Origin of the sequence: Exiguobacterium sp. s140, from assembly GCF_018617035.1 — a bacterium.
Lineage (GTDB): Bacteria > Bacillota > Bacilli > Exiguobacteriales > Exiguobacteriaceae > Exiguobacterium > Exiguobacterium profundum.
The window spans coordinates 68,867-92,233 of record NZ_JACSJK010000004.1; the positions used below are offsets into that span (position 1 = coordinate 68,867).

The window sequence follows — 23,367 nt, forward strand, 5'->3', positions numbered from 1 at the left end:
GCATATGAAAAACCGTGTCACCATCAAGCTGACACGGTCATAGTTTCCAATCCAAGCGTAGAATGGTTTTCAGTTGTTCAAACGCCTCTTGGCCGATGCTTTCTTGGATCCGTTGCTCAAGTTGTGCTTTGAGCGTCTCGTTTTGCTCATAACAAGTGTGACCGAGCGAGGTCAACTCGATACATTTGTCTTTTCGATTTTGTGGATGGTCTGTCACGAGAACGAGCGCTTTACTTTCGAGGTTCTTGATCAGTTTATGAATCGCTTGTCGAGAAATATGGACACTGCGCGTAACCTCGGCAATCGTTCTTTTCGACTGATAAAGTGTCGCGAGAATATACCATTCCGAGTTCGAGAGTTGGATATCACTTTGTTCATTCCAAGATTGTTCACTCATACGTCGAACTTGATCATTGCGCTCTGACAATAAATCAAGTAGACGGGTTGACGTTGATGGAGTCAAATCAAGTCACTCCTCTTTCATTTCCGGCTTTTAGACGTTCCTAACTATACAAAAGCAACTATACCCCGTCAACGTCAATCTAGAACAAAACGGGGCACATGGCCCCGTTTTGATTAGCAGTGTTTATTTTTGAAGTCGATGACCATAGCGATACTGACGCGATCTCCAACTTTCAAACTCGAAACATCGTCTGCGATTTGAGATATGATCCCAATCCCTTCATGACCGAGCACACGTCCTTGGACATCACCGAAGTCACCCGCGGCGACGTGAAGGTCTGTGTGACACACGCCACAATACTCGACATCGACGAGCGCTTCGCCTGTTTGTAATGGAAAGAACGGAATAAAAGTGTTTTATTTTTGAATAGCATTTGTCTGAAAAATGAACTTTTCTCACACAAAGATTTAGGGGAATAGAGATAGAGAAAGGAGTGTTGTTTATATGACACGAACAGCGTTATTTCACACGTATAAATCAAAGATTTTGCAGTTATCAAATTTAGAAGAAGAAATGTTAAAAAGTGAAGACTTTTTGTTAGACCGTGATGAAAAGAAACAACTCGACATCTATTACGCACCGTTCGAATACATCAATCCAAACGCGAAAGTCGTCATCGCGGGAATCACGCCAGGCTTGTATCAAATGCGTCAGTCGTTCGAGGCAATCCGTGACTTGAAGGATGCAACAGACGAAGAGGCGCTTCGAGCCGTCAAACAGCGTGGCAGTTTTTCCGGTCCGATTCGAAAGAACTTAGTGACGATGCTGGACGATTTGGAGTTACATCATCATCTAGGGATCGAATCCTCCCTCGATTTGTTTGGATCAGCGAACCATCTCGTTCAAAATACAGCGGTTCTTCCTTATCCCGTCTTCTATAAAGGCAAGAACTATAACGGATCGAGCCCGGATATGATTCGAACGGAGCTGTTTCGACCATACGTAGAAGGAATCTTCGCAGAAGAGATGGCCCATCTTCAAGATGCGCTCATCTTACCGATGGGCGTGAACGTGAGGCGAGCCGTGGAATTATTGGTTGAGCGAGGTATTTTGGATCAGGAACGCGTTTTGAGCGGTTTTCCGCATCCATCTGGTGGTAATGGGCATCGCCATCGCATCTTCGCCGAAAATCGAGACGCCATGAAACAACACATTGCTGAACATTTCAAACGACATCCACTCTGAACCGCAGTGCGGTTCTTTTCATGTGAGCACATGAACTGACATCGACTCTTTATTTCGCTAAAATGATACACGGTTGACTCACTCACGAGATGTAGAAAGGATGTCTGCCATGATCACATTGTCGTCCGTCCATAAACGGTATGGACAAGAGATAGCCGTCCGCGATGTATCGCTTCATATTCGAAAAGGTGAGATTTACGGCATCATCGGCGCGAGCGGTGCCGGGAAGTCGACGCTTCTTCGATTGATGAATTTGTTGGAGAAACCGGATGCTGGGAGCGTCACGATCGATGGCGACCAGTTGACCGAACTCTCTAACCGGGAACTACGCAAGAAGCGACATCGAATCGGTATGATTTTTCAACAATTTAATCTTGTTGCGAATAAAACCGTCTTTGATAACGTCCTCGATTCACTAAAGCTTGCCAAACGACCGAAATCATCATGGGAGACGCGCGTGATGGAGTGTCTTCGGTTCGTTGGACTCGAAGCGTATCGCGATAAATATCCTTCCAAGTTGAGTGGGGGACAGAAGCAACGTGTCGCGATCGCAAGGGCACTCGCGAGCGAACCGAGTGTACTCCTCTGCGATGAACCGACCTCTTCTCTCGACCCGAATACGACGGCAGAAGTGCTGCGTGTCCTCCAGTCGGTCAATGAACAACTCGGTGTCACCGTTGTGCTCGTCACGCATGAGATGGATGTTATCCGTCAAATCTGTCATCGCGTCACCGTCATGGCAGACGGTACCGTTCATGAGACGATTGAACGGGAGCCGACAGGGGTGGTCGCCATCGATCAGAATCCAAGTTGGTTCGTCGAACAGTTGCGAGAGGAAGGTGAAGCGAATGCCTGAAATCTTGGTGCGCTACCAATCAGAGATTTGGCAGTCCATTGCCGAGACGTTCATTATGGTCGGGGTATCGATTCTCGCCGCTATTCTAGTCGGATTGCCATTAGGCACGTGGCTTTACCTTTCGCGTAAAGGACAATTGTTAGAGAATCAAATCGTCTTCTCCGTCCTCAATCTGGTCGTGAACATCGTCCGGTCTTTCCCGTTCTTGTTACTCGTCGTGTTTTTGATTCCATTTACACGGCTTATTATCGGGACGGCCATCGGAACAGCAGCAGCGACAGTGCCGCTCTCCATCATTGCCATTGCACATTATGCGCGCCTCGTCGAACAGTCGTTGATTGATGTCCCACGCGGGGTCATCGAAGCGGCACTCTCGATGGGCGCAACGGTTAAAGACATCATCTTTAAGTTTCTATATGTGGAAGCCCGGTCCGGTCTTGTCCTTGGATTGACTACATCCATCATCAGTTTTATCTCATACTCGACGATTATGGGAGTCGTCGGGGGTGGTGGCATCGGTGACTTTGCCATCCGTTATGGATATCAACAATTTCAGACAGAACTCATGCTCTATATGATTCTCATCATGCTCGTCTTCGTACAGTTGATTCAATTCACGGGCACGACCGTGGCACGCATCATCGACAAACGCTAAATAGAAAGTAGGAAATGAATATGAAAAAATTGATGGCTCTTCTTGCCTCACTCACACTCGTCCTCGCAGCATGTGGGAACGATACAGAAACACAAACGGAACAAGCAAATGAACCACAGACATTGAAAGTCGCATCACTCATCCCACCGATGACAGATATGCTTGAAATCGCGAAAGAACAGCTCGCGGAAGACGACATCGAACTCGAAATCGTCGTTCTCGGAGACAACGTTCAACCGAACTCGGCACTTGCGGCGAAAGAAGTCGATGCGAACTTCTTCCAACACGTTCCGTACATGGAGGAGTTCAACCGCAGCAACGATGCGAATCTCGTTCCAATCGAACCGATTTATTTCGCAAACTATGGTGTATACGCAAAAAACTATGACAAGATGGAAGACATTCCGGAAGGCGCAACGATTGCGATCGCCAACGACGTATCGAACATCGACCGTTCGCTCTCCCTTCTCGCACAACATGATGTGATCGAGCTCGGAGAGAAAGAAGGCACGTACTATACACAGGCCGATATCACATCGAACCCGAAAAACTTCAAATTTGAAGAAGTCGACTTATTGATGCTCGCGCGCGCGTACGATGATGTCGATGCGGTCTTGATGACACCGGCTTACGCTGCACCGCTCGGTTTGACACCGAAGAGTGACGCACTCTTAACAGAAGGCGTCGAGAATGATTTCGCCATCACGCTTGTCGCACGTGAAGACAACCAGGATGACGAAGCGATCCAAAAACTCGGCGAAGCGCTCACAAGTGACGAAGTCCGTGCGTTCTTGCAAGAAAACTATGATGAAACGGCCATTCCGGCGTTTTAAACAAAAAGATTGAGCCATCTAGGCTCAATCTTTTTTAGTACTCTTCGTATTCTCGCGGGTCTTGGTCATCGATGCGACCATCCTGCTTCGTCAACGCATTGAGCGTCTCCATCTCTTCATCCGTCAATTCGAAGTTGAAGACGTCGAGATTCTCTTTTTGGTGCAACTCGCTAGACGAGCGGGCGAGCGGGATGACACCAAGCTGCACGTGCCAACGCAAGATGACTTGAGACACGCTCTTTCCTTTTTGTTTGGCGAGCTCGGTGATCTTTTCGTCATGGATGACCGTGCGGGCGCGACTGAGCGGGCTCCACGCTTCTGTGATGATGCCGCGTTCTTTATCGGCTTTCCGCTGTTCGACTTGAGAGAAGTACGGGTGTAACTCGATTTGGTTAATGACCGGTGTTTCTCCCGTTTCTTCAATCAAGCGGTCAAGGTGCTCCGGCATGAAGTTCGATACCCCAATAGAGCGGATCCATCCGTTTTTCTTCGCTTGAATCAAGGCACGCCATGCCTCAACGTACTTGTCTTGTTTCGGGTTTGGCCAATGCAAGAGGAACAAATCCCAATAGTCGAGGTTCGCTCGATATAGGGACTCTCGAATCATCTCGAGCGCCTGATCGTAGTCATAATATTGCGCGCGCAGTTTCGATGTTAAGAAAAGTTGTTCACGCGGGATGCCGGATTGGCGAACCGCTTCACCGACCGCGCCTTCATTATCGTAGCGAATCGCCGAATCGATGAGTCGATATCCGTTCCGGATGGCGCACGTGATGGCGTCGACCCCTGCTTCACCTTTTAAATAAACCGTCCCGAGTCCGATGGCCGGAATCTCATAACCGTCATGTAGCTTGATTGTTGGAATACCCATCAAATGCCTCCCCATTCAAAATCCGTTCTCTTCTCCGCTATTCCACTTTCCTTGGAAATGAAACGTTTGAATGTGAGGTCAACGTCGAAACGCTTTGATCAAACCTTCTGCTAAATCGAGAATACACACGATGATGATGGTGAGTAAGACACTCCAGACGCCCCAACGACTGATTGTTTCAAGGTCGGCGTTGATTCGCTCAGCAATCAACGGGAGCGCTTCGGTCGAAATTAGATCGGGTTGCAGCATAATGAGCGCTGTGACGACAATCCATACGATATTGAAGAGCGCGTTCCATAAGGCGAGCGGCTTTGTCCAATGTCGAACCATCCATTTGTAAATGGCGATGGCGATCCCAAAGGCGGCCAGGGCGATGACAAACGGGAAGAATTGATCCAAGACCGACGCATTGAGTAGCGGATAGGATTCACTATCTGTGACAACACGAATCAACTGCTCGGCGTTGACATACAATACGACCATCAGAACGGTGGCGATAAAGTCAAACAAAATCGAACCAAAATAAATCGAGGTCGAACGTGGTTTTACCTTCTTGAGTTGCTCAGGTTTCCAACTAGAGAAAGGCACTTCACCCTCAGGTACAGCACGTTCAATGATGAAGAACGTGAGGGTGATCCAGAATAGCGTCTGAACGACGACATTGAAGATAGCCGCACCAGTTTGAAGGAATGCTTGAATCAAGAATTGACTCCAAGACGTGTCGTCGATGGGATTGGTCAAATAACCGATGATCGAGAGAATGGTGACAACCGTGACGGCAATCGGTAAGACGATTTTAATGATGTTCACGTACTGTGTGAAGAGAGCAGGACCGATGAGATAAAGTGGTCGGTTCGCGTAGCGAGCAGCGAGGATTTGAGGGTCGCCGAGTTGGCGCAATGCTTCAAATAAAGCCGCTTCAGACGGGTCATTTCCAGTCATGTCATCAATGGTCGATTCCAATTCGAGTGCGACGTCTTGCCGCATCGACTCTGGGATTCGAGAGGTGACTTCATCGATATACACATCACGAAGATTCATGATCATTTCCTCCTTCAATTAGATGGGTCAACGTTTTCGACATGTTCATCCATTCCACGTACAACTCATTCAAAATGTCCATCCCATCCGAGCTGAGCACGTAGTACTTGCGTGGTCGACTCTCTGTCGTATCCCAGGAACTCGTGACGAGTCCTTGTTTTTCAAGTCGACGCAAGAGCGGGTAGAGCGTACTTTGATCAATGTTGATATCGGCATCTAGCAGTGCTTGAACGAGAGAATAGCCGTATTGGGGTGTCTTCAACTGACTGAGCACCGCAATCGTCAATGTGCCGCGCCGCAACTCCGTCACCAACGAGGCTTTTACATCAGACATTTTTTCGCCTCCTTCATTCGTTTATCTTTATACTGTATATCATACACTATAAGTTATCGTACATCAATATGAATAAAAAACGTTGATTCATTTCCTGATTTTGGGATGATAAAGGGGAGGTGATGTTCATGAAGTGGTGGTGGATGGTTGGCGGTGTGGTGATCGCCAGTTTATTGACGATCAATGCACAATGGTATGGGAATGCGGCGACGTTTGGGGTACCGATTGGCTGGATCATCATGCTGCTAGTCTTGGCACAGTTTCGAAAGCCGACATCGACTCTTTGGGCGGCGTCGGTCGGAGTGATGAGTGTAGGGGCGGCGATTTTGCTTTCGATTCCGAGCTACTCGTTAGCTGAGGCAGAAGAGACGTTGAGCAAAATGTACAATGACGTGGAGTACATGGAGAGCGTTCCGACGACCGGAGAAGAATGGAATCCATTCTCTCCTCGAGTGGGCTATCGATTTGAGACGGAGAGCGGAGACTCGATTTTATTCATCCCGGACTCAGGGAAGACGTTTGAACTATAAAAAAGACTCGCTCTCATGATAGAGGGCGAGTCTTTTTGTTAGTTGCGAATCATGTAGTCGAAGGCGCCGAGTGCGGCTGTTGCACCAGAACCCATCGAGATGATGATTTGTTTGTAGGCGCTGTTCGTGCAGTCTCCTGCCGCGAACACACCTGGGACGTTCGTCGCGCCGTGACGGTCGACGACGATTTCCCCGAAGTTGTTGCGTTCGACCGAGTCGAGCCAGTCCGTGTTCGGGACGAGACCGATTTGGACGAAGACGCCTTCCAATTCGACATGATGTGACTCGTTCGTCTCACGAGACACATACGAGATGCCGTTCACTTTGTCCGTACCCGTGATTTCTGTCGTCTGAGCGTTCGTGATGACAGTCACGTTCGGGAGGCTGTGAAGACGATCTTGTAGCACTTGGTCAGCTTTAAGTTCAGGAGCGAACTCGAGGACCGTTACGTGCTTGACGATTCCTGCGAGGTCGATGGCCGCTTCGATCCCAGAGTTACCGCCACCGATGACCGCGACACGTTTCCCTTCGAAGAGAGGACCGTCACAGTGCGGGCAGTAAGCGACCCCTTTGTTTTTGAACTCCGCCTCACCTGGGACGTTGACGTTACGCCAGCGTGCACCGGTCGAGAGGATGACACTCTTACTCTTCAAGACAGCACCGTTCTCGAGTTCGATCTCGACGAGGTCCTTTTTCTCCAGACGCTTCGCGCGTTGAAGGTTCATGACATCGATGCCGTACTCTTTGACGTGCTCTTCTAGACTGGCGACGAGCTTTGGACCTTCTGTATAAGCAGTACCGATGAAGTTCTCAATCCCCATCGTGTCCATCACTTGGCCACCGAAGCGCTCCGCAATGATTCCGGTACGGATTCCTTTACGAGCCGCATATACGGCCGCACTCGCACCAGCTGGACCGCCACCGACGACGAGGACGTCGTACGGGTCTTTGTCCGAGAATGCAGAGGCGTCAGGACCTGTACCGAGTTTCGCCAAGATTTCTTCGAGTGACATCCGACCGTTACCGAACGATTCTCCGTTTAAGAAGACCGTTGGGACAGCCATGATCTCTTTCGCTTCCACTTCATCCTTGAACGCGGCTCCGTCGATCATCGTGTGGGTGATGTTCGGGTTAAGGACGCTCATGACGTTTAGCGCTTGCACGACGTCAGGACAGTTGTGGCAGCTGAGACTGATGTATGACTCGAAGTGGTATGTGCCTTCGATGTTTTGGATCTGTTTGATTGTGTCCGCATCGACTTTCGGCGCACGCCCGCTCACTTGGAGGAGGGCGAGGACAAGTGATGTGAACTCATGTCCGAGTGGAATCCCCGCGAAGACGATTCCTGTCTCTTCAGACGGACGGTTCACGCTGAAGCTCGGCGTACGCTCGAGTGTCGCGCGTTCGACCGAGATGCGTGATGACATGCTGGCGAGCTCGTTGACGAGCTCGAGCATCTCGTTTGAGACTTTATCTTCCCCAGCGCTCACACGGAGGACGACATCGCCCTCCATGAGCTGGAGATATTGGTCGAGCTGTTGTTTAATCGCTGTTTCTAACATGCAATCGCTCCTTACAATTTACCGACGAGGTCAAGGCTTGGGCGGAGTGTTTCAGAACCCTCTTCCCATTTCGCTGGGCAGACTTCGCCTGGATTGTTGCGTACGTATTGTGCTGCTTTGACTTTGTTGACGAGCGTACTCGCGTCACGGCCGATGCCGCCAGCGTTGATCTCGACAGTTTGGATGACACCATCTGGGTCGATGATGAACGTACCACGGTCTGCGAGGCCGTCTTCTTCGTTCAAGACGTCGAAGTTGCGTGAGATGACGTGTGATGGGTCACCGATCATGATGTACTCGATTTTTCCGATTTTCTCAGATGTTTCGTGCCAAGCTTTATGTGTGAAGTGTGTGTCTGTTGAGACAGAGTATACTTCTACACCGAGGTTTTTAAGTGTAGCGTACTCGTTTTGAAGGTCTTCAAGTTCAGTTGGGCAGACGAATGTGAAGTCAGCTGGGTAGAAGCAGACAACGCTCCATTTGCCTTTGAGGTCGTTCTCTGTAACTTCGAGGAATTCACCTGTTTGGAATGCTTGTGCTTTGAATGGTAGTACTTCTTTGCCGATTAATGACATGGGTTATGTCCTCCTTGTGTTTTACTCTAGCGTTTCTATCTCGACTAGAATAATTATAATGTAATACTAACTTCATATAACGAGCTGAAATTGTCAAGGCGTTTGCATGCTTTGAAAATATAAGGTGTATCAAAAGATTGTCTGTATTTGGCTTAATAAAAGCAAAGAAAACGATTACATAATGATCGGTATTTTTCTCGCTATTTTCTTATTTTGAAAAATAAAAATCATGAGTATAGTTGATAATATTTTGGAAAGGGTTATACATTTTCTCGTCGGAAATTGGAGGATTATCAATTACATCAATAAAACAACCTTAATCACAAGTAGCGATTAAGGTTGAAGAATTTGCTGTATGATTTTTTCTCGATACAAAGCACGGTCTTTACTTTTCCGAAGTCGAGCATGACAGTTAGGGCAAGTAGCTATTACTTGTTCAGGGAGAGCCAATCCCTCATCGGATTCTTTATATAATGAGTAAAGTTCTAAATAAGGCCCTTGTTCAGTATCAAATGGTGCGGCTTGACCGCATGCTTCGCAGTGATTATTTGCTCTCGCAAGCACATAATAATATAAAGCCGCTGTCTGCTCCCTCACTTGGCGCTTTCGAATCGACATGCTTAATCCAGTCGCACGCTTAGGGTCACGATTGGCAATTCGTTCGAGTTCCTCAATTGATTTGTACCTCATAGTTGTTGCATATTCGTGAGATTCTTCCTGTACGACGTGGAGAGGTTCGAAAGCAAAAACGATGACTTCTCGCTGATTTTGATGTTTGTCGATTCCAAATTGAATATCATAGCCAATCAAAACAAGTTGGTCTACGAAACGATAATTTCCTTTTCCGAGAGATTCAAATAGATAAACATCCTCACCATTTTCGATGTGATGGAGAAGCGCCTTGTTACCGAAGGAGAAGGTTTGATTTCCTTCTTGTCCTTCGCCACTATAGTAGAACAAACCATCTTCTTCGCTCCAGCCATTCTTATAGCCAAACTCTTGATCCATTCCACTATCAAAAATAAAAATAAGTTTATGTTTGTTAGGTGTACTGATTCCTCGTTGACGGCTTCCGCCATATTGATCATGGATGAAGGAACGTCTATACACTTTGTTTTTTTCGAACAGCATAAAGCACCTCATTTCCAGGTTTTTCTTTTAAATAGAGTGTAGCATGCTTTTTTATTAAAAACGAAAAAGACAGAGGACTCCCTCTGCCTTCACCGTCACTCCGCCATCAACGCACACACCGCATTCGAATACGCTACCGGATCTTCAATCGGTAACCCTTCAATGAGGAGGGCTTGTTGATACAAGAGGTCTGTATACTGTTTCGCTTTCGCTTCATCTTCTTTATACACACGTTGGAGTGTCTGGAAGATGGCGTGGTCGGCGTTCACTTCGAGCACTTTCTCCGCTTTCATACCACCGCCGTTTGGCATCGCGTTCAAAATCTTCTCCATCTCGATTGAGACGTCACCCGCGACCGTCAAGCAAACCGGATGTGATTTTAGTCGTGTCGAGGCACGCACTTCTTTGACGCGGTCTCCGAGCTCTTCTTTCATGAAGGCGAACAAGTCTTGGTTGTCTTCGTTTAGTGATTTCGCTTCCGCGTCATCGAGACCGAGGTCACCGCTCGCAATCGATTTGAACTCTTTGTCATCATACGACTGAAGCATCTTGATGGCGAACTCGTCAATCTCTTCTGTGAAGTAGAGGATTTCATATCCTTCCTCTTTCAAGCGCTCTGCTTGTGGCAAGAGGTCGATGCGATGAATCGATTCGCCTGTCGCATAGTAGATATACTTCTGATCTTCTTTCATCCGCTCGACGTACTCTTTGAGCGATACAAGTTTCTTCTCATGAGAAGAATGGAACAGAATCAAGTCTTTCAATTCGTCTTTGGCTGCACCGAACTGGTCGTACACGCCGAACTTCAATTGGCGACCGAACGACTCGTAGAACTTCTCATAGTTCTCTCGCTCGTTTTGGAGCATCTTCTCGAGCATCCCTTTGATTTTGGACTTCACGTTCTTCGCAATCACACGAAGCTGACGGTCCTGTTGCAACATTTCACGGGAAATGTTAAGGGAGAGGTCTTCTGAGTCGACCATCCCTTTGACGAAGCCGAAGTAGTCTGGCAAGAGGTCAGGTGACTTCTCCATGATCAACACGCCATTCGAGTAGAGTTCGAGCCCTTTCTCGAATTCTTTCGTGTAATAGTCGAACGGAACCGTTGATGGGATATAGAGAATCGATTGGTAACGAATTGTCCCGTCGACGTTCAAATGAAGGTGCTTGAGTGGCTCATCAAAGCCATAGCGCTTCTCGTGATAGAACGCCTTATAATCCTCGTCTTTGAGTTCGCTCTTCCGCTTCCGCCAAATCGGCACCATGCTGTTGACGGTCTCTTCTTCTTGATAATCCTCGTATTCTTCCGAGTCCTCTTTTTGACGATGCTTCGTCACATCGAGTTTGATCGGGTAACGGATGAAATCCGAATGTTTCTTGATGAGCGAACGGATCTCATATTCTTCGAGGAATGACGAGTACGTATCATCTTCTGTGTCTGCCTTCAAGTGGAGCGTGATTTCTGTACCGATGTCCGCTTTGTCTGTCGGCTCGATCGAATAGCCGTCTGTGCCTTCTGACTCCCATACGTATCCTTGTTCACTGTCAATCGAGCGAGTACGTACAGTCACGCGGTCAGCGACCATGAACGCGGAATAGAACCCTACTCCGAATTGACCAATGAGGCTATGGTCTTCTTCCATCTTCGTTGCCTGTTTCATGGCGAGTGAACCGCTCTTAGCGATGATTCCGAGGTTTGTTTCGAGTTCTTCTTCTGTCATCCCAATCCCTGTATCGCGAATCGTGATCGTCCGTGCTTCTTTGTCGAGTTCAATTTTGATGAAGTAATCGTCTTTGTTGAACTCGATGCTTTCATCTGAGAGGGCACGATAATACATCTTGTCGATGGCATCACTCGCGTTCGAGATGAGCTCACGCAGGAAGATGTCCTTATGTGTATAAATTGAGTGGACCATCAACTCTAAAATTCGTTTCGATTCCGTTTGAAACTGTTTCTTTGTCATGATCGTTCTCCTTTTGATGTCTAAATTTTGGCACTCTGTATATAGGAGTGCTAACACTATTGATTATCCTAATTTTTAGGAAGATGTCAACCGAGATTGAAGAAAAGATTGACGAGGACGTAGGTTTCGCATATAGTTGAGTACATGCGATGAGCTGGTCTATGTAAGACGGCGGACATTCCCTTGAGGAGCACGTTGTGGAGCGTGGTCCGTCGCGGTAGACTTTCGAGAGCACCTCTAGTGAGAGGTGCTCATTTTTTATGTATACAACTAGCCTCCCTTCAAACGAAGGGAGGCTTTTCTTATGCTCGAATGGATGCGAGGAACATCTCTTTTAAAGCACGCAATTGTACGGCCGGTTCGATATCGTCCTCTAAATAACTGATGTGCGACTTCAACATGATGTTGTTGCCGAACGTCCCGAACGTATTGATGATTGTGACGACGGTCACCTTCACATCGATATCCGAGCGGAATGAACCGTCTCGTTTCCCATCTTCGATCAAGGGTTCGAGTGTCTGCATGATCTGTCGTTGAACGTCGATGTATGTCTCGATTCCAGGAAGAGGTGAGGCGACGAGCGATGCATAGCTCTCGAACGCCTCTCGGAAACGGGCATGGTTCGTCCGCTCCAACTGCATCTCGAAAAAGTGATTCAAGATGGCCTCGAGCCGCTCATATGCGCTGCCTTCCCCATGCATGAACTGTTCAAATCTCGCGAGTGTGGGCTGTAGATTCTTGACGGCTGCCGCGACGATCAATTGATCTTTCTTCGGGAAGTAGCGAAACAGTGTCGCCACCCCAATCCCTGCCGCGTCCGCGATGTCCTGCATCTGAACCTTCTCAAAGCCATTCTCTATAAATAAGCGTTCTGCCTCTTGGATAATCAGTTGAACTCGTTCCTCTTTGTTTTGTTGTCGTTTACTCAATTCAATCACCTCATTGTCTGCCCTTAGTATATCGTCTTCGAGCAGTTTCGTTGAGATTAATGTCACATCCAATTATAATTATGATAGTTAGACTATCATAATTTAATGAATGGAGCTGGGACAATGCGTTTACAGGGGAAAGTAGCGGTCATCACAGGGGCAGGAAGCGGTATGGGAGAGTCAACGGCACGCCTATTCGCCAAAGAAGGGGCGACGGTCGTCGCAACAGATATCAATGAACAAGGGGTACAAAGCGTAGTCGAGTCGATTCGGGCGCAAGGTGGGGAAGCTATCGCGGTGAAGCATGACGTGACCTCACGTTCGAGCTGGGAGGACGTATTCGCAGAAGTGGAAGCGACGTGTGGCAAATTAGATATTCTCGTCAATAACGCTGGAATCGCACTTGCGAAACCGTTCTTGGAACAGACGGAAGAGGACTGGGCACGCACGTATCGCATCAACATCGATGGAGTCATGTTAGGGACACAGTACGCGATTCCGCTCATGATGGAGAATGGGGGAGGATCAATCGTCAACATCTCCTCCATCTCTGCATTGACCGGTATGGCGGGTGCCGGGGCATACACGGCCTCGAAAGGAGCAGTCCGTTCTCTCACGAAAGCAGCGGCCGTCGATTACGGGAAGCAAAACATTCGCGTCAACTCGGTGCATCCAGGATATATCGTGACGCCGATGAGTGCGCCACATATGGAGCATCCAGACTATAAACAACATTTCTTGAATCAAATCGCTTTACCGAATCTCGGACAAGCGGATGAGGTGGCGGCAGCCGTTCTCTTCCTCGCGTCAGACGAGGCGAATCATATTAGCGGAATCGAACTTCCGGTAGATGGTGGCGTGACGGCAAAATAAAGAGATAAGGATTTAGTTTTTTGTGAACTAAATCCTTTTTTTATTACTCGAGTTGAAAATACCTATACTAGATGGAATATAATTTTGCCATCAAGGAGCGAGTGAATGAATTAGTATTTAAAAGATACGCGTGTCTTGCATCATTTAGATCCTTTCTTTTACACACTCAGATTTTGGAGTTGATTGGTGTGTACGTCAAAGTTCTGATTGAACCTTGACACTCCTGAATATTAAATTCTCATCAAGTAGCATCTTAATTTGTTAACACAACAACCATGATTGAAAACGAACATTGATGTAAAGATGGGTTAAGAGACAATGGAGAAAAAATGAAAAGGGCTTTAAATAGCCCTCTTCATTTTAATGTGAATCGATAAGTAAACAAGTCTTTTTAACGTTCGTTAAAAAGACATTAATAAAATCTGATCTGTTTTAATGCGTTTTCAATGGCGAGAGCCTCAGAATTTCTTCCGGACTCTCTCAACGCTCTTGCAAAAAGCGGCCAAGGTGGATGAATTGCTCGATAAGGATTAGAGTCAGGACCAGTATACATTCCTCCACCAGGCCCCGTAGATAAACCTCCACCTGGTCCAGTGTACAGCCCTCCGCCAGGCCCCGTAGATAAACCTCCACCTGGTCCAGTGTAGGCTCCCCCACCAGGACCAGTATACATTCCTCCACCAGGACCCGTGTATAAACCTCCACCAGGGCCGGTGTAAGCTCCTCCGCCAGGACCTGTGTACATTCCACCTTCAGGGCCAGTATACAAGCCTCCACCAGGACCAGTATAAGCGCCCCCACCAGGACCGGTGTACATATTTCGAACAGGTAAAATACGAGTATTCATCGAAATCTCTCCCTTGAATCGAAGTAAAATATAACCTATTTAATCCATTATAAAGCATATTTTAAATTAACAGGTCTTATTTAACTAAAGTAAATCCAGAAATATGTTGGTGAACAATTTTAGAAAGGTAAATCGTCATCAAATCTTAGTTCTGGCTTCAATTGATAGGGTTGCTTAATAGTATCAAAAAGGTCTTTATACTTATTTGAAGCTACTAATTCAGTATAAAAATCAATGTCCAAATAATAAGCAACAGGCAAGTCATTATCTGTCTCAGAACTTTCGCGAACAATTCTCCTTTCTTTCAATAGCTTTAGCGTACTTGAATATGCATCAGATAATGTATAGTCATAAAAATAATTGTCTTTTTCCCATTTCCGGATAGATTTTATGCGTTGATTGTAACCTTGTCCATAATCTAATTCATAAATTTGTTTGTCTTGTGCATACGAAAGCAACAACAATTCATTTGGAGTTAACTTTTGATTTCTAATCATGTCATCAATTTGAACAAGATTAATAGTCTGATTTTTAGAGACGAGTTTTATTTCATCCCGATTTTGAATTGAACTTGCTCTTACCCATCCACCATCAATAATCTTGTTCTCAAAATCTGAAATACCATCTCGTAAAACATTCTCTAATGTATTAAGATCCTTAAAAAAAGAAGATTGATGATTTTTTCGAACCAGTTCTCGAAAATCATTAAATTTGTCTGGATTTATTTGTTCAAATATATCGGGTCCGTAATCTAATATTCTTTTGTCTCTAGTTTGTTTATTTGTATCTAATAGAACGCAAAAAAGTTCTTTTCCAGATTCTCGAGCATATTCATATTCCCAATGTGTAAAACTTAAGCCGCTATCGCTGTCGATGCTTCCATATCGATAACCTAAAATTAGGATATATGCATCAGATTCATCAATCCATCTTCTAATCACTTTTTTAGAGTCTTCAGTTCCGGGACGGAATAGCTCCATTCCTGCAGGAATGTGATTTGTCTTTAGAATAACTTTAGTAGCTCTATCTCTTTCTAGCCTTAAATCTTCATATGTGGAGGAAATGAAAATTTGAAGTTTTCGATTGGTCAGCATGAGTCACCTCGAATTTGTTGTTTTATTAAACACCGGACGCTAATTCTTTAATTTCAACTGGAGACTGCTTTTTGCCTTTTAGATTATGCAACTGAAGTTTTGGAGTGGCTTCAACAAAATCGTACTCAATGCCTGCAAAAGTCTTTAAAATCGCTTCAAAAACAATTTGAGCTCCTGCCGGTGGGACAGCCATGCCGATTTGCTTACGTACCTGCTCCTTGCTACCAATGAACACGAAATCATCCGGGAAGGTTTGGAGGCGAGCCCGCTCACGGTTTGTCAAAGCACGTTCTTCTTCCCAATGATACATATGCGTACCGCCACCACCGCTACCTGTCACAGTATATGCTGGACGGTTCGGATCTAGTCGTTTATAAATCGAACTCAGTCGTGCACCTTTAACGTTTAGCCGCAAATGTTCTGGGATACCTAGGTACCAAGCATTTTCTCCAGGTGGAATATGCCCAAGCATTTCTACCACTTTAGCGTTGTGCCGAGTCAATTCATTATTCATTGCATCTTCTGGAATCGGAGGATTCAAGATCGCCTCACTTGCTGTTTTGACATTGTCGAGTGTGTTAAGTGGCGCCGGAACTTTAAATTCGATTCCTTGGTCTGCTAAATCCTGACGAATCCCAACAATGATGATGCGATGACGAGCCTGAGGGACGCCATAAAGTTCAAATTTATAGAGGTGAGGGGTCAATACATAGCCACACTCTTCAAGTTCAGTCAATATTTGAATGAACGCTTTACCTTCGTTGGCACTTTGAAGACCACCTACGTTCTCAGCGACGAAAAACTTCGGTTGATACTCATTCAGTACTTTGACCCCATAAGAGTAGAGAGGGCCGAATGTTCCGTTCAAGCCTTGTTTCTCGCCAACCTGGCTATAATCGTTGCAGGGGAACCCGAAAGCAAAGCAATCGATGTCACCCAGGACCGACTTGTCTCCGATTGGAAGTTGCTCGACGGGCCCGTGATGTACGGAATTATCCTCAATGTCATCACAAATGTTGAAACGGAATGTTTTACAAGCTTGCTCATCGTAGTCGTTCGACCACTCATGTAGGATCCGATACTCCTCGTTTGTCTCTGGATGAATCACGTGTGCATTTTTCGCACCAAGAGAAAGGCCACCTGGACCATTAAATAGTTCACCTTTTTTAAATATCATAATAAAACTCCTCACTTTGAACGCTTAAAAACGAAAGTATGTTCTTGCTTACTCATAAGCCTATTCTACATCTCTTTTCTACAAATTGCAGCTCTAAAGCTAAAAAAGAATAACTATGTAATTTATATTTAGTAAAGTTATAGATAATTTTTACTTTAGCTTTGTGCTTACTGGATCTTATGACAGTAAGCTAATTTAAATTCGTATAAAATTGTGATAAGTTAAATATTGAAAGAGGTGGTTTTTTATGTATTTAATTAGCGATTTGGAAAAACAGGTCATAGCAATTCCGTATTCTCAAGGTTACCGTCATTTAAGAGTTTTATCAGGATACGTAAGTCCTTTTTATGTTGAACGTATATTAAATACATACAAAGAACTTCATCTAGAAATTACTGTAGGGATGATATCAGTAGATGGTCTAAGTATTTGGCATCATCATTATTTTTTGAATTTAGTAAACAGATTTCATGATCGCTTAGAAATCAATTATCATATCAAACGTCCCGGTAATCATAGAAAAGTATATTATTGGAATGAAAGTTCTTATAAAGAAATAGTATTTGTAGGTTCTGCCAACTTCACATTAAATGGATTTGGTGGGCAACAAGAAATCTTAGTTGAATCTACATTTGCTAATATCGAAGAGGCCTTTGGTGGCTTAAGCCTTATTAGTTGTGATAATCCCGACGTAGAAGACCATGTAAGTTTTTATAGTGTTTCGCCACGTCGTATAGAAGTTCCAACAACAAATATGACAAATGAAGATTATGGTCACGAAATAGAAGATTCATCTCTTGTCAGTGAGGCGATAAATACGATTGCAAATTTATATGGTGAGTATGTGGATCTTTCTTTGATAGATAGAACTGGTGAAGTTCCCAAACGTTCAGGATTAAATTGGGGACAAAGAGACAAGAGAAATCGTAATCAAGCATATATACCCGTACCGCAGTCGGTTCATAAAGCTGATTCCACTTTCTTTCCACATTCAGCGATGCCGTTTTTAATTCTTACAGATGATGGTGAACATCTCGTGTGTGTAATGGCGCAACAGAAGCGAAAAGCAATAGAAACACATGAGAATAATAGCATTCTGGGTGCATATTTCCGTAGAAGACTAGGTTTAGAAAACGGAGCTTTTATTAAAGTAGCAGACTTACGTCGTTACGGGCGTGATAGTGTACGTATCTATAGAATCGATGATGAAACGTACTATTTAGATTTCAGTGTTTGATTTTCCTGTAAGTTACTTTGTGAGAACGTTAGAACAACTTATTATTCGATGAACATCTTTAGTTGTGGTAATATCTTAAATTTCTCTATTTAGCACAAGGAAATTAATTTCTAAATCGATTGATAGCATTTTTAAGGTTTATAACTTTGGCATATTGTATCTATGTCTAAGTGATTGATAAAAATTTTATAATGCATCACTTCGACCAGAATAAAGCAGCCTGAGACGACTCAGGCTGCTTTTTAGTACCATTCTTTCGGTTCGTAATTCAATTCGCGGAATAGCTGCTCTCGCTCTTTTTTCGAAAGGTCGCGCCATTGTCCAGGCGGGAGTTTTCCGAGCGTGATGTTCATGACACGAACGCGTTGGAGGCGGAATACTTCGTAGCCGAGCGCCTCACACATCCGACGGATTTGACGGTTGAGTCCTTGCGTGAGGGTAATGTTGAAGTCGAACTTTGAAAGCGGACGGACTTTACACGGTAGTGTCTTCTGTCCGAGGATTTTGACGCCGGCTTCCATCTGTTCGACGAACTCCGGTGTGATCGGCTTATCGACCGAGACGATGTATTCTTTCTCGTGCTCGCCTTCTGCGCGAAGGATCTCGTTGACGATATCACCGTCATTCGTCATCAAGATGAGACCTTCCGAGTCTTTATCGAGACGACCGATGTTGAAGATGCGGAGCGGATGGTTGACCATGTCGACCAAGTTACCTTTTACTTTCTTCTCTGTCGTACTCGTAATCCCGACCGGCTTATGGACGGCGATGTAGACGTTGTTTCGTGCGACCCGAGCGACCGAACCGTTGACGAGGACTTCATCCCCCGGTTTGACTTGGTCGCCGATTTTTGCTTTCTTCCCGTTGATGGTGACGCGTCCCTCTTCGACGAGACGGTCGGCTTGGCGACGGGACGCCTTGCCTGATTCACTGATGAATTTATTGATGCGCATGTATACACGTCCTTTGTTTGGCTTCGTCCTCTCACTATAACGCATTTTATAAACTCTCGAAAGCGGGAAACGAACGGGAGAGGAGGGATGACATGGAGGGAGTACGACTGTTACAAGACGCAATCCGATTTCAGCAGGCATTGTGCGATACAACGTTCGGGAAAGAATTGATTCAAGAGGCATCACCAGTCCTTTGGTACGGTCGACCTGGTTCGAGTCAATGGCTGACCATCGGGACGAATCCATCTCGCGGCGAGTTTTTACGTCGTGACGGGACACCGAGAACGGGGCAAACCCAAAAGTTCTATTGGCGGGAGACGCTCTCGTTTGACGATTACCTCGGAAATGAAGAGGCGCTGCAACAAACGCTCGAACGGGCATCGGTCTATTTCGAGTCGGGTCGCGCGACGACGAGCTGGTTCGGGAAACCGGGTGGCGCCAAACTCGAGGCACTCCTTAACGGGATGGGGCATTCGTTTTATGATTACCCAGCTGCTGTCATCCACGTCGATTTTTTTAAATTTGCGACGTATGAACAGATGGGGAAGATGAGGACGGGACGCGACTGGATGGAACACCCGACCTCCATCGAACTGTTGGAGCGGACGATTGCGCACATCAAACCGATCCGTATCATCGTGCTCGGACGGGATAACTGTCGTGCCATTAGCGGTTTTTCAACAATCGGAAGACTGTCTGCATATCCCGCCGTCACCTATGAAATCGGACGCCACGATTCGGGTATCCCGATGATCGGACTTCATATGAAGCCGTCAGAAGTGTTCGTCGGGCTCGGGAATGGTCGTGATTCAAACGGGCTACATTATGGGTCATACGCGAAGCGCGAGCACCTGTTAAAAATAGGGCAAGCGATTGAAACGATTATGGACGAGTGGCTGGCGGATGGACACGCGTGATGCTTCCCCAGAAGTTGAATTCGTTGAAGTCGATGTAGCGCACGTCCTTCGAACGATTATCGAGCACGGCTAACAAGATGACGTCTGGGAACCCCCGTTTTTCAAACTGCAAGTAGCCGATTCCCGTGACGGAATGATTTTTATAAAAGCCGTTCGCCATGTTCAACACAAACGGGCGTCCTGCTTTCAATTCACGCTCGAACGTTGACCATTTCCAAAGATAGCGGGAACTGCCTCGACCGTCATACCCGTATCGTTTCCAAAGTTTCGTGATGATGGTGGCGATTTGTGTCGGCGGTGTTCCTTTCTCGTCTTTGAAATGATGCTTGAAGGCAATCTCTCGCACATCTTCTTGGATTTGTGTCACATCATCTGGGATATTCGTATACCCATGATCTCGATAGAAACGGAAGATGGCGGTGATGGATGTCAACGTACAGTTGTTCTTCCCGTTCTCGAACTGACGTTGGAGCAAGACGGGCACGCCTTCAATCTGTACAGAACGCTTTAATGTCCAGCGTCCGTTATAACGATCGTTCACATAAGCTTCCGGGTCGATAATCCCGGCATAGCCGTTGTTCGCAACCTCGAGTTGTCCTGCAAATGGGTGCTCCATCTCGGTCTCCCTCCTTTTCTTTTAGTATACAAAGGACGCCCCATCTCATAAAAGAGAAAGGGCGTCATTTTCGTTAAAACACAAGATGTGCGATGCCGACGATGATCGGAAGGGTGATGAAGGTACGTAACAAGAAAATCAAGACGAGGTCGAGGAATGAGATCGGTAGTTTTGAACCGAGCAACAAGCCCCCGACTTCTGACATATAGATGAGCTGGGTAACCGACAACGTAGCGATGACAAACCGTGTCAACTCACTCTCGATGCCGCTTCCGAGAACGGCCGGCAAGAACATGTCGGCGAAACCGACGACCATCGTTTGAGCGGCTTCCGATGCCTCGGGCACTTGAAGGAGCATCAAAATCGGTTCGAACGGCTTTCCGAGGATAGTGAAGAACGGCGTATATTCTGCGATGACGACCGCAATCGTCCCGACTGCCATGACGACAGGGAGGACGCCGATCCACATATCGAGAACGTTTTTGAAGCCGTCTTTGAGCGTCTCTAGGAAACTTTTACTTGAACGTGACTTTTGTAACGCCTGAATTAACGCCCACTTACCGAGTGACACGTTCGCGGGTACTTCTTCTTCCGGTTTGAGCTCCGTCTTCTCATAAGCCGTGTCTGCCTTTTTAGATAATGGATAAATCCGTGGCATGATGAGAGCGGCGACTAGTCCGGATAAGACGATGGCCCCGTAGTAAGGCAAGAAGTATTGGTCGAGTTCGACATACTGTAAGACGACGATGGTGAAGGTGATGGAGACGACGGAGAATGTCGTCGCAATGATCGACGCTTCCCGTTTCGTGTAATAACCTTCCTCATACTGTTTGGTCGTCAGTAGAATTCCGATCGTCGCATCCCCGACCCATGAGGCGAGCGAGTCAAGTGAGGCGCGCCCTGGCAAGCGGAAGAGCGGACGCATGATCTTCATCAAGAACGTCCCGACGAACTCGAGAAGTCCGAAGTTTAATAAGAGCGGTAACAACATACCGGCAAAGAAGAATGTCGCAAATAAGATTGGAATCAAATCAAAGAGCAATAAGCCCCCTGTAAATTCTGACGTGATCATCTCTGGTCCGAGTGTGAGTAGCGTCATGACCCCGGCGATGAAACCGATCACGCGCATGACGAACCAAAACGGTGTCACGCTAAACAGTGCGTTGATGGATGGTCGCTCCATCATAAAAGCAGGACGTGCCGTAAAGAGTAATAATGAGCCGACAATCGAAATCCCCATCATGATGACGGCGAGTGTCGGGACGAAATCCCCAATCCAGTCAATCAATAGATTAGATAAGAAGGCGACTGGAATCGTGAAGCCTTCCTCTGATGAGATTGGTACGATGAAAAACATGATCCCGATGAGTGATGGAATCAAGAACTTAAAGAAGTCTCGACTCGAAAAAGAAGGTTTCTTTCCGTCTGGTGTTGATGAACCATTCATGATGCATTCCCCATTTCCCCGAAGTGATTGTGCTGTCTATGTATCCCCATTACACATCTAGCCGCTATTGAAACGTATTTCTTTCTTAGTATAAAAAATATGACCAGGTGCTATCAACAACATGCGGAAATTTCTGAAAAATACAAGGTTAAACACTAGGCAAAACATTCGTATTCCATCAAACCATTTAGTATGATGACTGCGAGTCCAACAAATTTAAGATATTTAGAAACTTCATTATAGAGATAGGAGAATGCATGATGAGATTGAGTGTGTTAGACCAGGCGCCGGTCACGTCGGGTCATACAGGAGAACATGCGCTGAACAGCGCGGTCGAGCTCGCACAAGTCGCAGAAGAGTTAGGATATTACCGTATGTGGATGGCGGAGCATCATGGTGGCATGTCGTTCGCCAGCTCGGCTCCAGAGGTCATCACGGCTTATCTGGCAGCGAAGACGAACAAGATTCGTCTCGGGTCCGGAGGCATCATGATGATGCACTACTCGCCACTCAAGATGGCAGAGGTATTCAAGACGCTCAGCGCGCTCGCCCCGGGACGGATCGACTTTGGTGTCGGACGTGCGCCAGGCGGTGATGCGAACGCGATCTATGCGATGTCACAAGGGCAGAAGCCGATGATGGATGGACTTTACGAGAAACTCGATACGACGCTTCAATTGATTAAAGATGAGGCACCTGAAGAGAGATGGTATAAGAACACGCCAGCAGCACCTACAGGCGTTACGCTTCCAGAAGCGTGGTTACTCGGTTCGAGTGGGAACAGCGCCGTGCAGGCCGGACGGATGGGGCTCGGCTATTCGTTTGCCCAGTTCTTTAACGGACAATTGAGTGCCGATACGCTCGACACATACCGTCACCATTTCACGCCGTCTGATTTTATGGAGAAACCGGACATCAGCGTCACGTATTTGGTGACGACAGCAGAGACGGAAGAAGAGGCGGAATATTTGGCCCGACCTTCTGATCTGTCGCGTCTCTTCTTGATGCGTGGTCAATTGAGACAGCTGTTGAGTCCGGAAGCGGCCCACGACTATCCGCTCACGGAGGTCGATAAAATCCATATCGCCAACAACCGAGCCATCCACCTCGTAGGAACGCCGAAACAAATCGCGGAACAGTTACGGGATGAATCGGAACGCTATGGTTTCGATGAGGCGATGATTTGTAGCATCCAGCATAAGCAGGAAGATCGCCTGAACGTCTATCGTCTCTTGGCGAATGAATTGCTTTAATCCGGAGAGCACCTTCTCAAGTAC

General features: G+C 46.5%; 23 protein-coding genes and 1 pseudogene. 9 read left to right on the plus strand and 15 right to left on the minus strand.

Features of this window, described 5'->3' with window-relative positions; genetic code table 11:
• Positions 1-37: 37 nt before the first annotated feature.
• Both KNO61_RS13395 and KNO61_RS13400 read right to left on the minus strand, forming a co-directional pair.
• Entirely contained in the window at positions 38-463 is a 426-nt protein-coding gene (locus KNO61_RS13395) for a MarR family winged helix-turn-helix transcriptional regulator (protein ID WP_214684958.1), read from the minus strand.
• A gap of 113 nt (positions 464-576) precedes the next feature.
• Positions 577-798: pseudogene (locus KNO61_RS13400) on the minus strand (alcohol dehydrogenase catalytic domain-containing protein); the annotation flags it as partial.
• A gap of 109 nt (positions 799-907) precedes the next feature.
• Here KNO61_RS13400 and KNO61_RS13405 point away from each other — a divergent pair.
• The 4 genes from KNO61_RS13405 to KNO61_RS13420 all read left to right on the plus strand — a co-directional run bounded on the left by KNO61_RS13405 (position 908) and on the right by KNO61_RS13420 (position 3,992).
• Positions 908-1,648 (plus strand): hypothetical protein, encoded by a 741-nt coding sequence (locus KNO61_RS13405; RefSeq protein ID WP_214873577.1) that lies wholly within the window; start codon positions 908-910, stop codon positions 1,646-1,648.
• 109 nt (positions 1,649-1,757) lie between these two features.
• On the plus strand, positions 1,758-2,504 hold the full coding sequence (locus tag KNO61_RS13410; RefSeq protein WP_214813518.1) for a methionine ABC transporter ATP-binding protein: 747 nt from the start codon (positions 1,758-1,760) through the stop codon (positions 2,502-2,504).
• Complete coding sequence (locus KNO61_RS13415; protein ID WP_214784498.1) at positions 2,497-3,159, plus strand: methionine ABC transporter permease; 663 nt, start codon at positions 2,497-2,499, stop codon at positions 3,157-3,159. The genes KNO61_RS13410 and KNO61_RS13415 overlap by 8 nt, the downstream gene beginning before the upstream one ends.
• A gap of 20 nt (positions 3,160-3,179) precedes the next feature.
• The gene (locus tag KNO61_RS13420) at positions 3,180-3,992 is read left to right on the plus strand and encodes a MetQ/NlpA family ABC transporter substrate-binding protein (RefSeq protein WP_078146002.1); all 813 of its coding nucleotides are present in this window, start codon (positions 3,180-3,182) and stop codon (positions 3,990-3,992) included.
• Positions 3,993-4,026: 34 nt separating this feature from the next.
• Here KNO61_RS13420 and KNO61_RS13425 read toward each other — a convergent pair whose 3' ends face one another.
• The 3 genes from KNO61_RS13425 to KNO61_RS13435 form a co-directional block, all read right to left on the minus strand.
• Positions 4,027-4,863 carry an aldo/keto reductase gene (locus KNO61_RS13425; protein WP_214684966.1) on the minus strand — a complete coding sequence of 279 codons (837 nt, stop codon included), beginning with the start codon at positions 4,861-4,863 and terminating at the stop codon, positions 4,027-4,029.
• 78 nt (positions 4,864-4,941) lie between these two features.
• Complete coding sequence (locus KNO61_RS13430; RefSeq protein WP_214873579.1) at positions 4,942-5,904, minus strand: HAAS signaling domain-containing protein; 963 nt, start codon at positions 5,902-5,904, stop codon at positions 4,942-4,944.
• Positions 5,891-6,238, minus strand: coding sequence for a PadR family transcriptional regulator (locus KNO61_RS13435; protein ID WP_214873581.1), 348 nt, complete (start codon positions 6,236-6,238; stop codon positions 5,891-5,893). The genes KNO61_RS13430 and KNO61_RS13435 overlap by 14 nt, the downstream gene beginning before the upstream one ends.
• Positions 6,239-6,366: 128 nt before the next feature.
• On the opposite strand from KNO61_RS13435, the gene KNO61_RS13440 reads away from it, so the two are divergent.
• Positions 6,367-6,768 (plus strand): hypothetical protein, encoded by a 402-nt coding sequence (locus tag KNO61_RS13440; protein WP_214818246.1) that lies wholly within the window; start codon positions 6,367-6,369, stop codon positions 6,766-6,768.
• A gap of 38 nt (positions 6,769-6,806) precedes the next feature.
• Here the strand turns inward: KNO61_RS13440 and ahpF are convergent, their stop codons facing one another.
• From ahpF to KNO61_RS13465, 5 genes are all read right to left on the minus strand, one after another.
• On the minus strand, positions 6,807-8,330 hold the full coding sequence (gene ahpF / locus KNO61_RS13445) for an alkyl hydroperoxide reductase subunit F (protein ID WP_214873583.1): 1,524 nt from the start codon (positions 8,328-8,330) through the stop codon (positions 6,807-6,809).
• Between the two features lie 11 nt (positions 8,331-8,341).
• Complete coding sequence (ahpC, locus tag KNO61_RS13450) at positions 8,342-8,905, minus strand: alkyl hydroperoxide reductase subunit C (protein ID WP_015880295.1); 564 nt, start codon at positions 8,903-8,905, stop codon at positions 8,342-8,344.
• Between the two features lie 333 nt (positions 8,906-9,238).
• The gene (locus tag KNO61_RS13455) at positions 9,239-10,036 is read right to left on the minus strand and encodes an SRA domain-containing endonuclease (protein WP_159563240.1); all 798 of its coding nucleotides are present in this window, start codon (positions 10,034-10,036) and stop codon (positions 9,239-9,241) included.
• A 95-nt stretch (positions 10,037-10,131) separates the two neighbouring features.
• Positions 10,132-12,000: a molecular chaperone HtpG gene (htpG, locus tag KNO61_RS13460; RefSeq protein ID WP_214873585.1), complete on the minus strand. Its 1,869-nt coding sequence runs from the start codon at positions 11,998-12,000 to the stop codon at positions 10,132-10,134.
• 302 nt (positions 12,001-12,302) lie between these two features.
• A complete protein-coding gene (locus tag KNO61_RS13465; RefSeq protein WP_214873587.1) occupies positions 12,303-12,929 on the minus strand; it encodes a TetR/AcrR family transcriptional regulator in 627 nt (208 codons plus the stop codon).
• A 123-nt stretch (positions 12,930-13,052) separates the two neighbouring features.
• Here KNO61_RS13465 and KNO61_RS13470 point away from each other — a divergent pair, with 123 nt between their 5' ends.
• Entirely contained in the window at positions 13,053-13,802 is a 750-nt protein-coding gene (locus KNO61_RS13470; protein ID WP_214873589.1) for an SDR family NAD(P)-dependent oxidoreductase, read from the plus strand.
• A gap of 966 nt (positions 13,803-14,768) precedes the next feature.
• Here the strand turns inward: KNO61_RS13470 and KNO61_RS13475 are convergent.
• Positions 14,769-15,743 (minus strand): DUF4062 domain-containing protein, encoded by a 975-nt coding sequence (locus KNO61_RS13475; protein ID WP_214873591.1) that lies wholly within the window; start codon positions 15,741-15,743, stop codon positions 14,769-14,771.
• A gap of 25 nt (positions 15,744-15,768) precedes the next feature.
• Positions 15,769-16,920 (minus strand): DNA cytosine methyltransferase, encoded by a 1,152-nt coding sequence (locus KNO61_RS13480; RefSeq protein WP_214873593.1) that lies wholly within the window; start codon positions 16,918-16,920, stop codon positions 15,769-15,771.
• A 247-nt stretch (positions 16,921-17,167) separates the two neighbouring features.
• Here KNO61_RS13480 and KNO61_RS13485 point away from each other — a divergent pair, with 247 nt between their 5' ends.
• Positions 17,168-18,157 (plus strand): restriction endonuclease PLD domain-containing protein, encoded by a 990-nt coding sequence (locus KNO61_RS13485; RefSeq protein WP_214873596.1) that lies wholly within the window; start codon positions 17,168-17,170, stop codon positions 18,155-18,157.
• Positions 18,158-18,399: 242 nt separating this feature from the next.
• On the opposite strand, the gene rluF is transcribed toward KNO61_RS13485, so the two are convergent.
• Positions 18,400-19,110 carry a 23S rRNA pseudouridine(2604) synthase RluF gene (rluF, locus tag KNO61_RS13490; RefSeq protein ID WP_015880301.1) on the minus strand — a complete coding sequence of 237 codons (711 nt, stop codon included), beginning with the start codon at positions 19,108-19,110 and terminating at the stop codon, positions 18,400-18,402.
• A 92-nt stretch (positions 19,111-19,202) separates the two neighbouring features.
• Between rluF and KNO61_RS13495 the strand changes: the two genes are divergently transcribed.
• The gene (locus KNO61_RS13495; protein WP_214873598.1) at positions 19,203-20,027 is read left to right on the plus strand and encodes a hypothetical protein; all 825 of its coding nucleotides are present in this window, start codon (positions 19,203-19,205) and stop codon (positions 20,025-20,027) included.
• Here KNO61_RS13495 and KNO61_RS13500 read toward each other — a convergent pair.
• Both KNO61_RS13500 and KNO61_RS13505 read right to left on the minus strand, forming a co-directional pair.
• Positions 19,993-20,643 carry a C39 family peptidase gene (locus KNO61_RS13500; protein WP_214873600.1) on the minus strand — a complete coding sequence of 217 codons (651 nt, stop codon included), beginning with the start codon at positions 20,641-20,643 and terminating at the stop codon, positions 19,993-19,995. The genes KNO61_RS13495 and KNO61_RS13500 overlap by 35 nt on opposite strands.
• A 73-nt stretch (positions 20,644-20,716) precedes the next feature.
• Positions 20,717-22,090 (minus strand): YjiH family protein, encoded by a 1,374-nt coding sequence (locus KNO61_RS13505; RefSeq protein WP_047795768.1) that lies wholly within the window; start codon positions 22,088-22,090, stop codon positions 20,717-20,719.
• Positions 22,091-22,350: 260 nt separating this feature from the next.
• Between KNO61_RS13505 and KNO61_RS13510 the strand changes: the two genes are divergently transcribed.
• The gene (locus KNO61_RS13510; protein WP_214778607.1) at positions 22,351-23,343 is read left to right on the plus strand and encodes an LLM class flavin-dependent oxidoreductase; all 993 of its coding nucleotides are present in this window, start codon (positions 22,351-22,353) and stop codon (positions 23,341-23,343) included.
• The last annotated feature ends 24 nt before the right edge of the window (positions 23,344-23,367 follow it).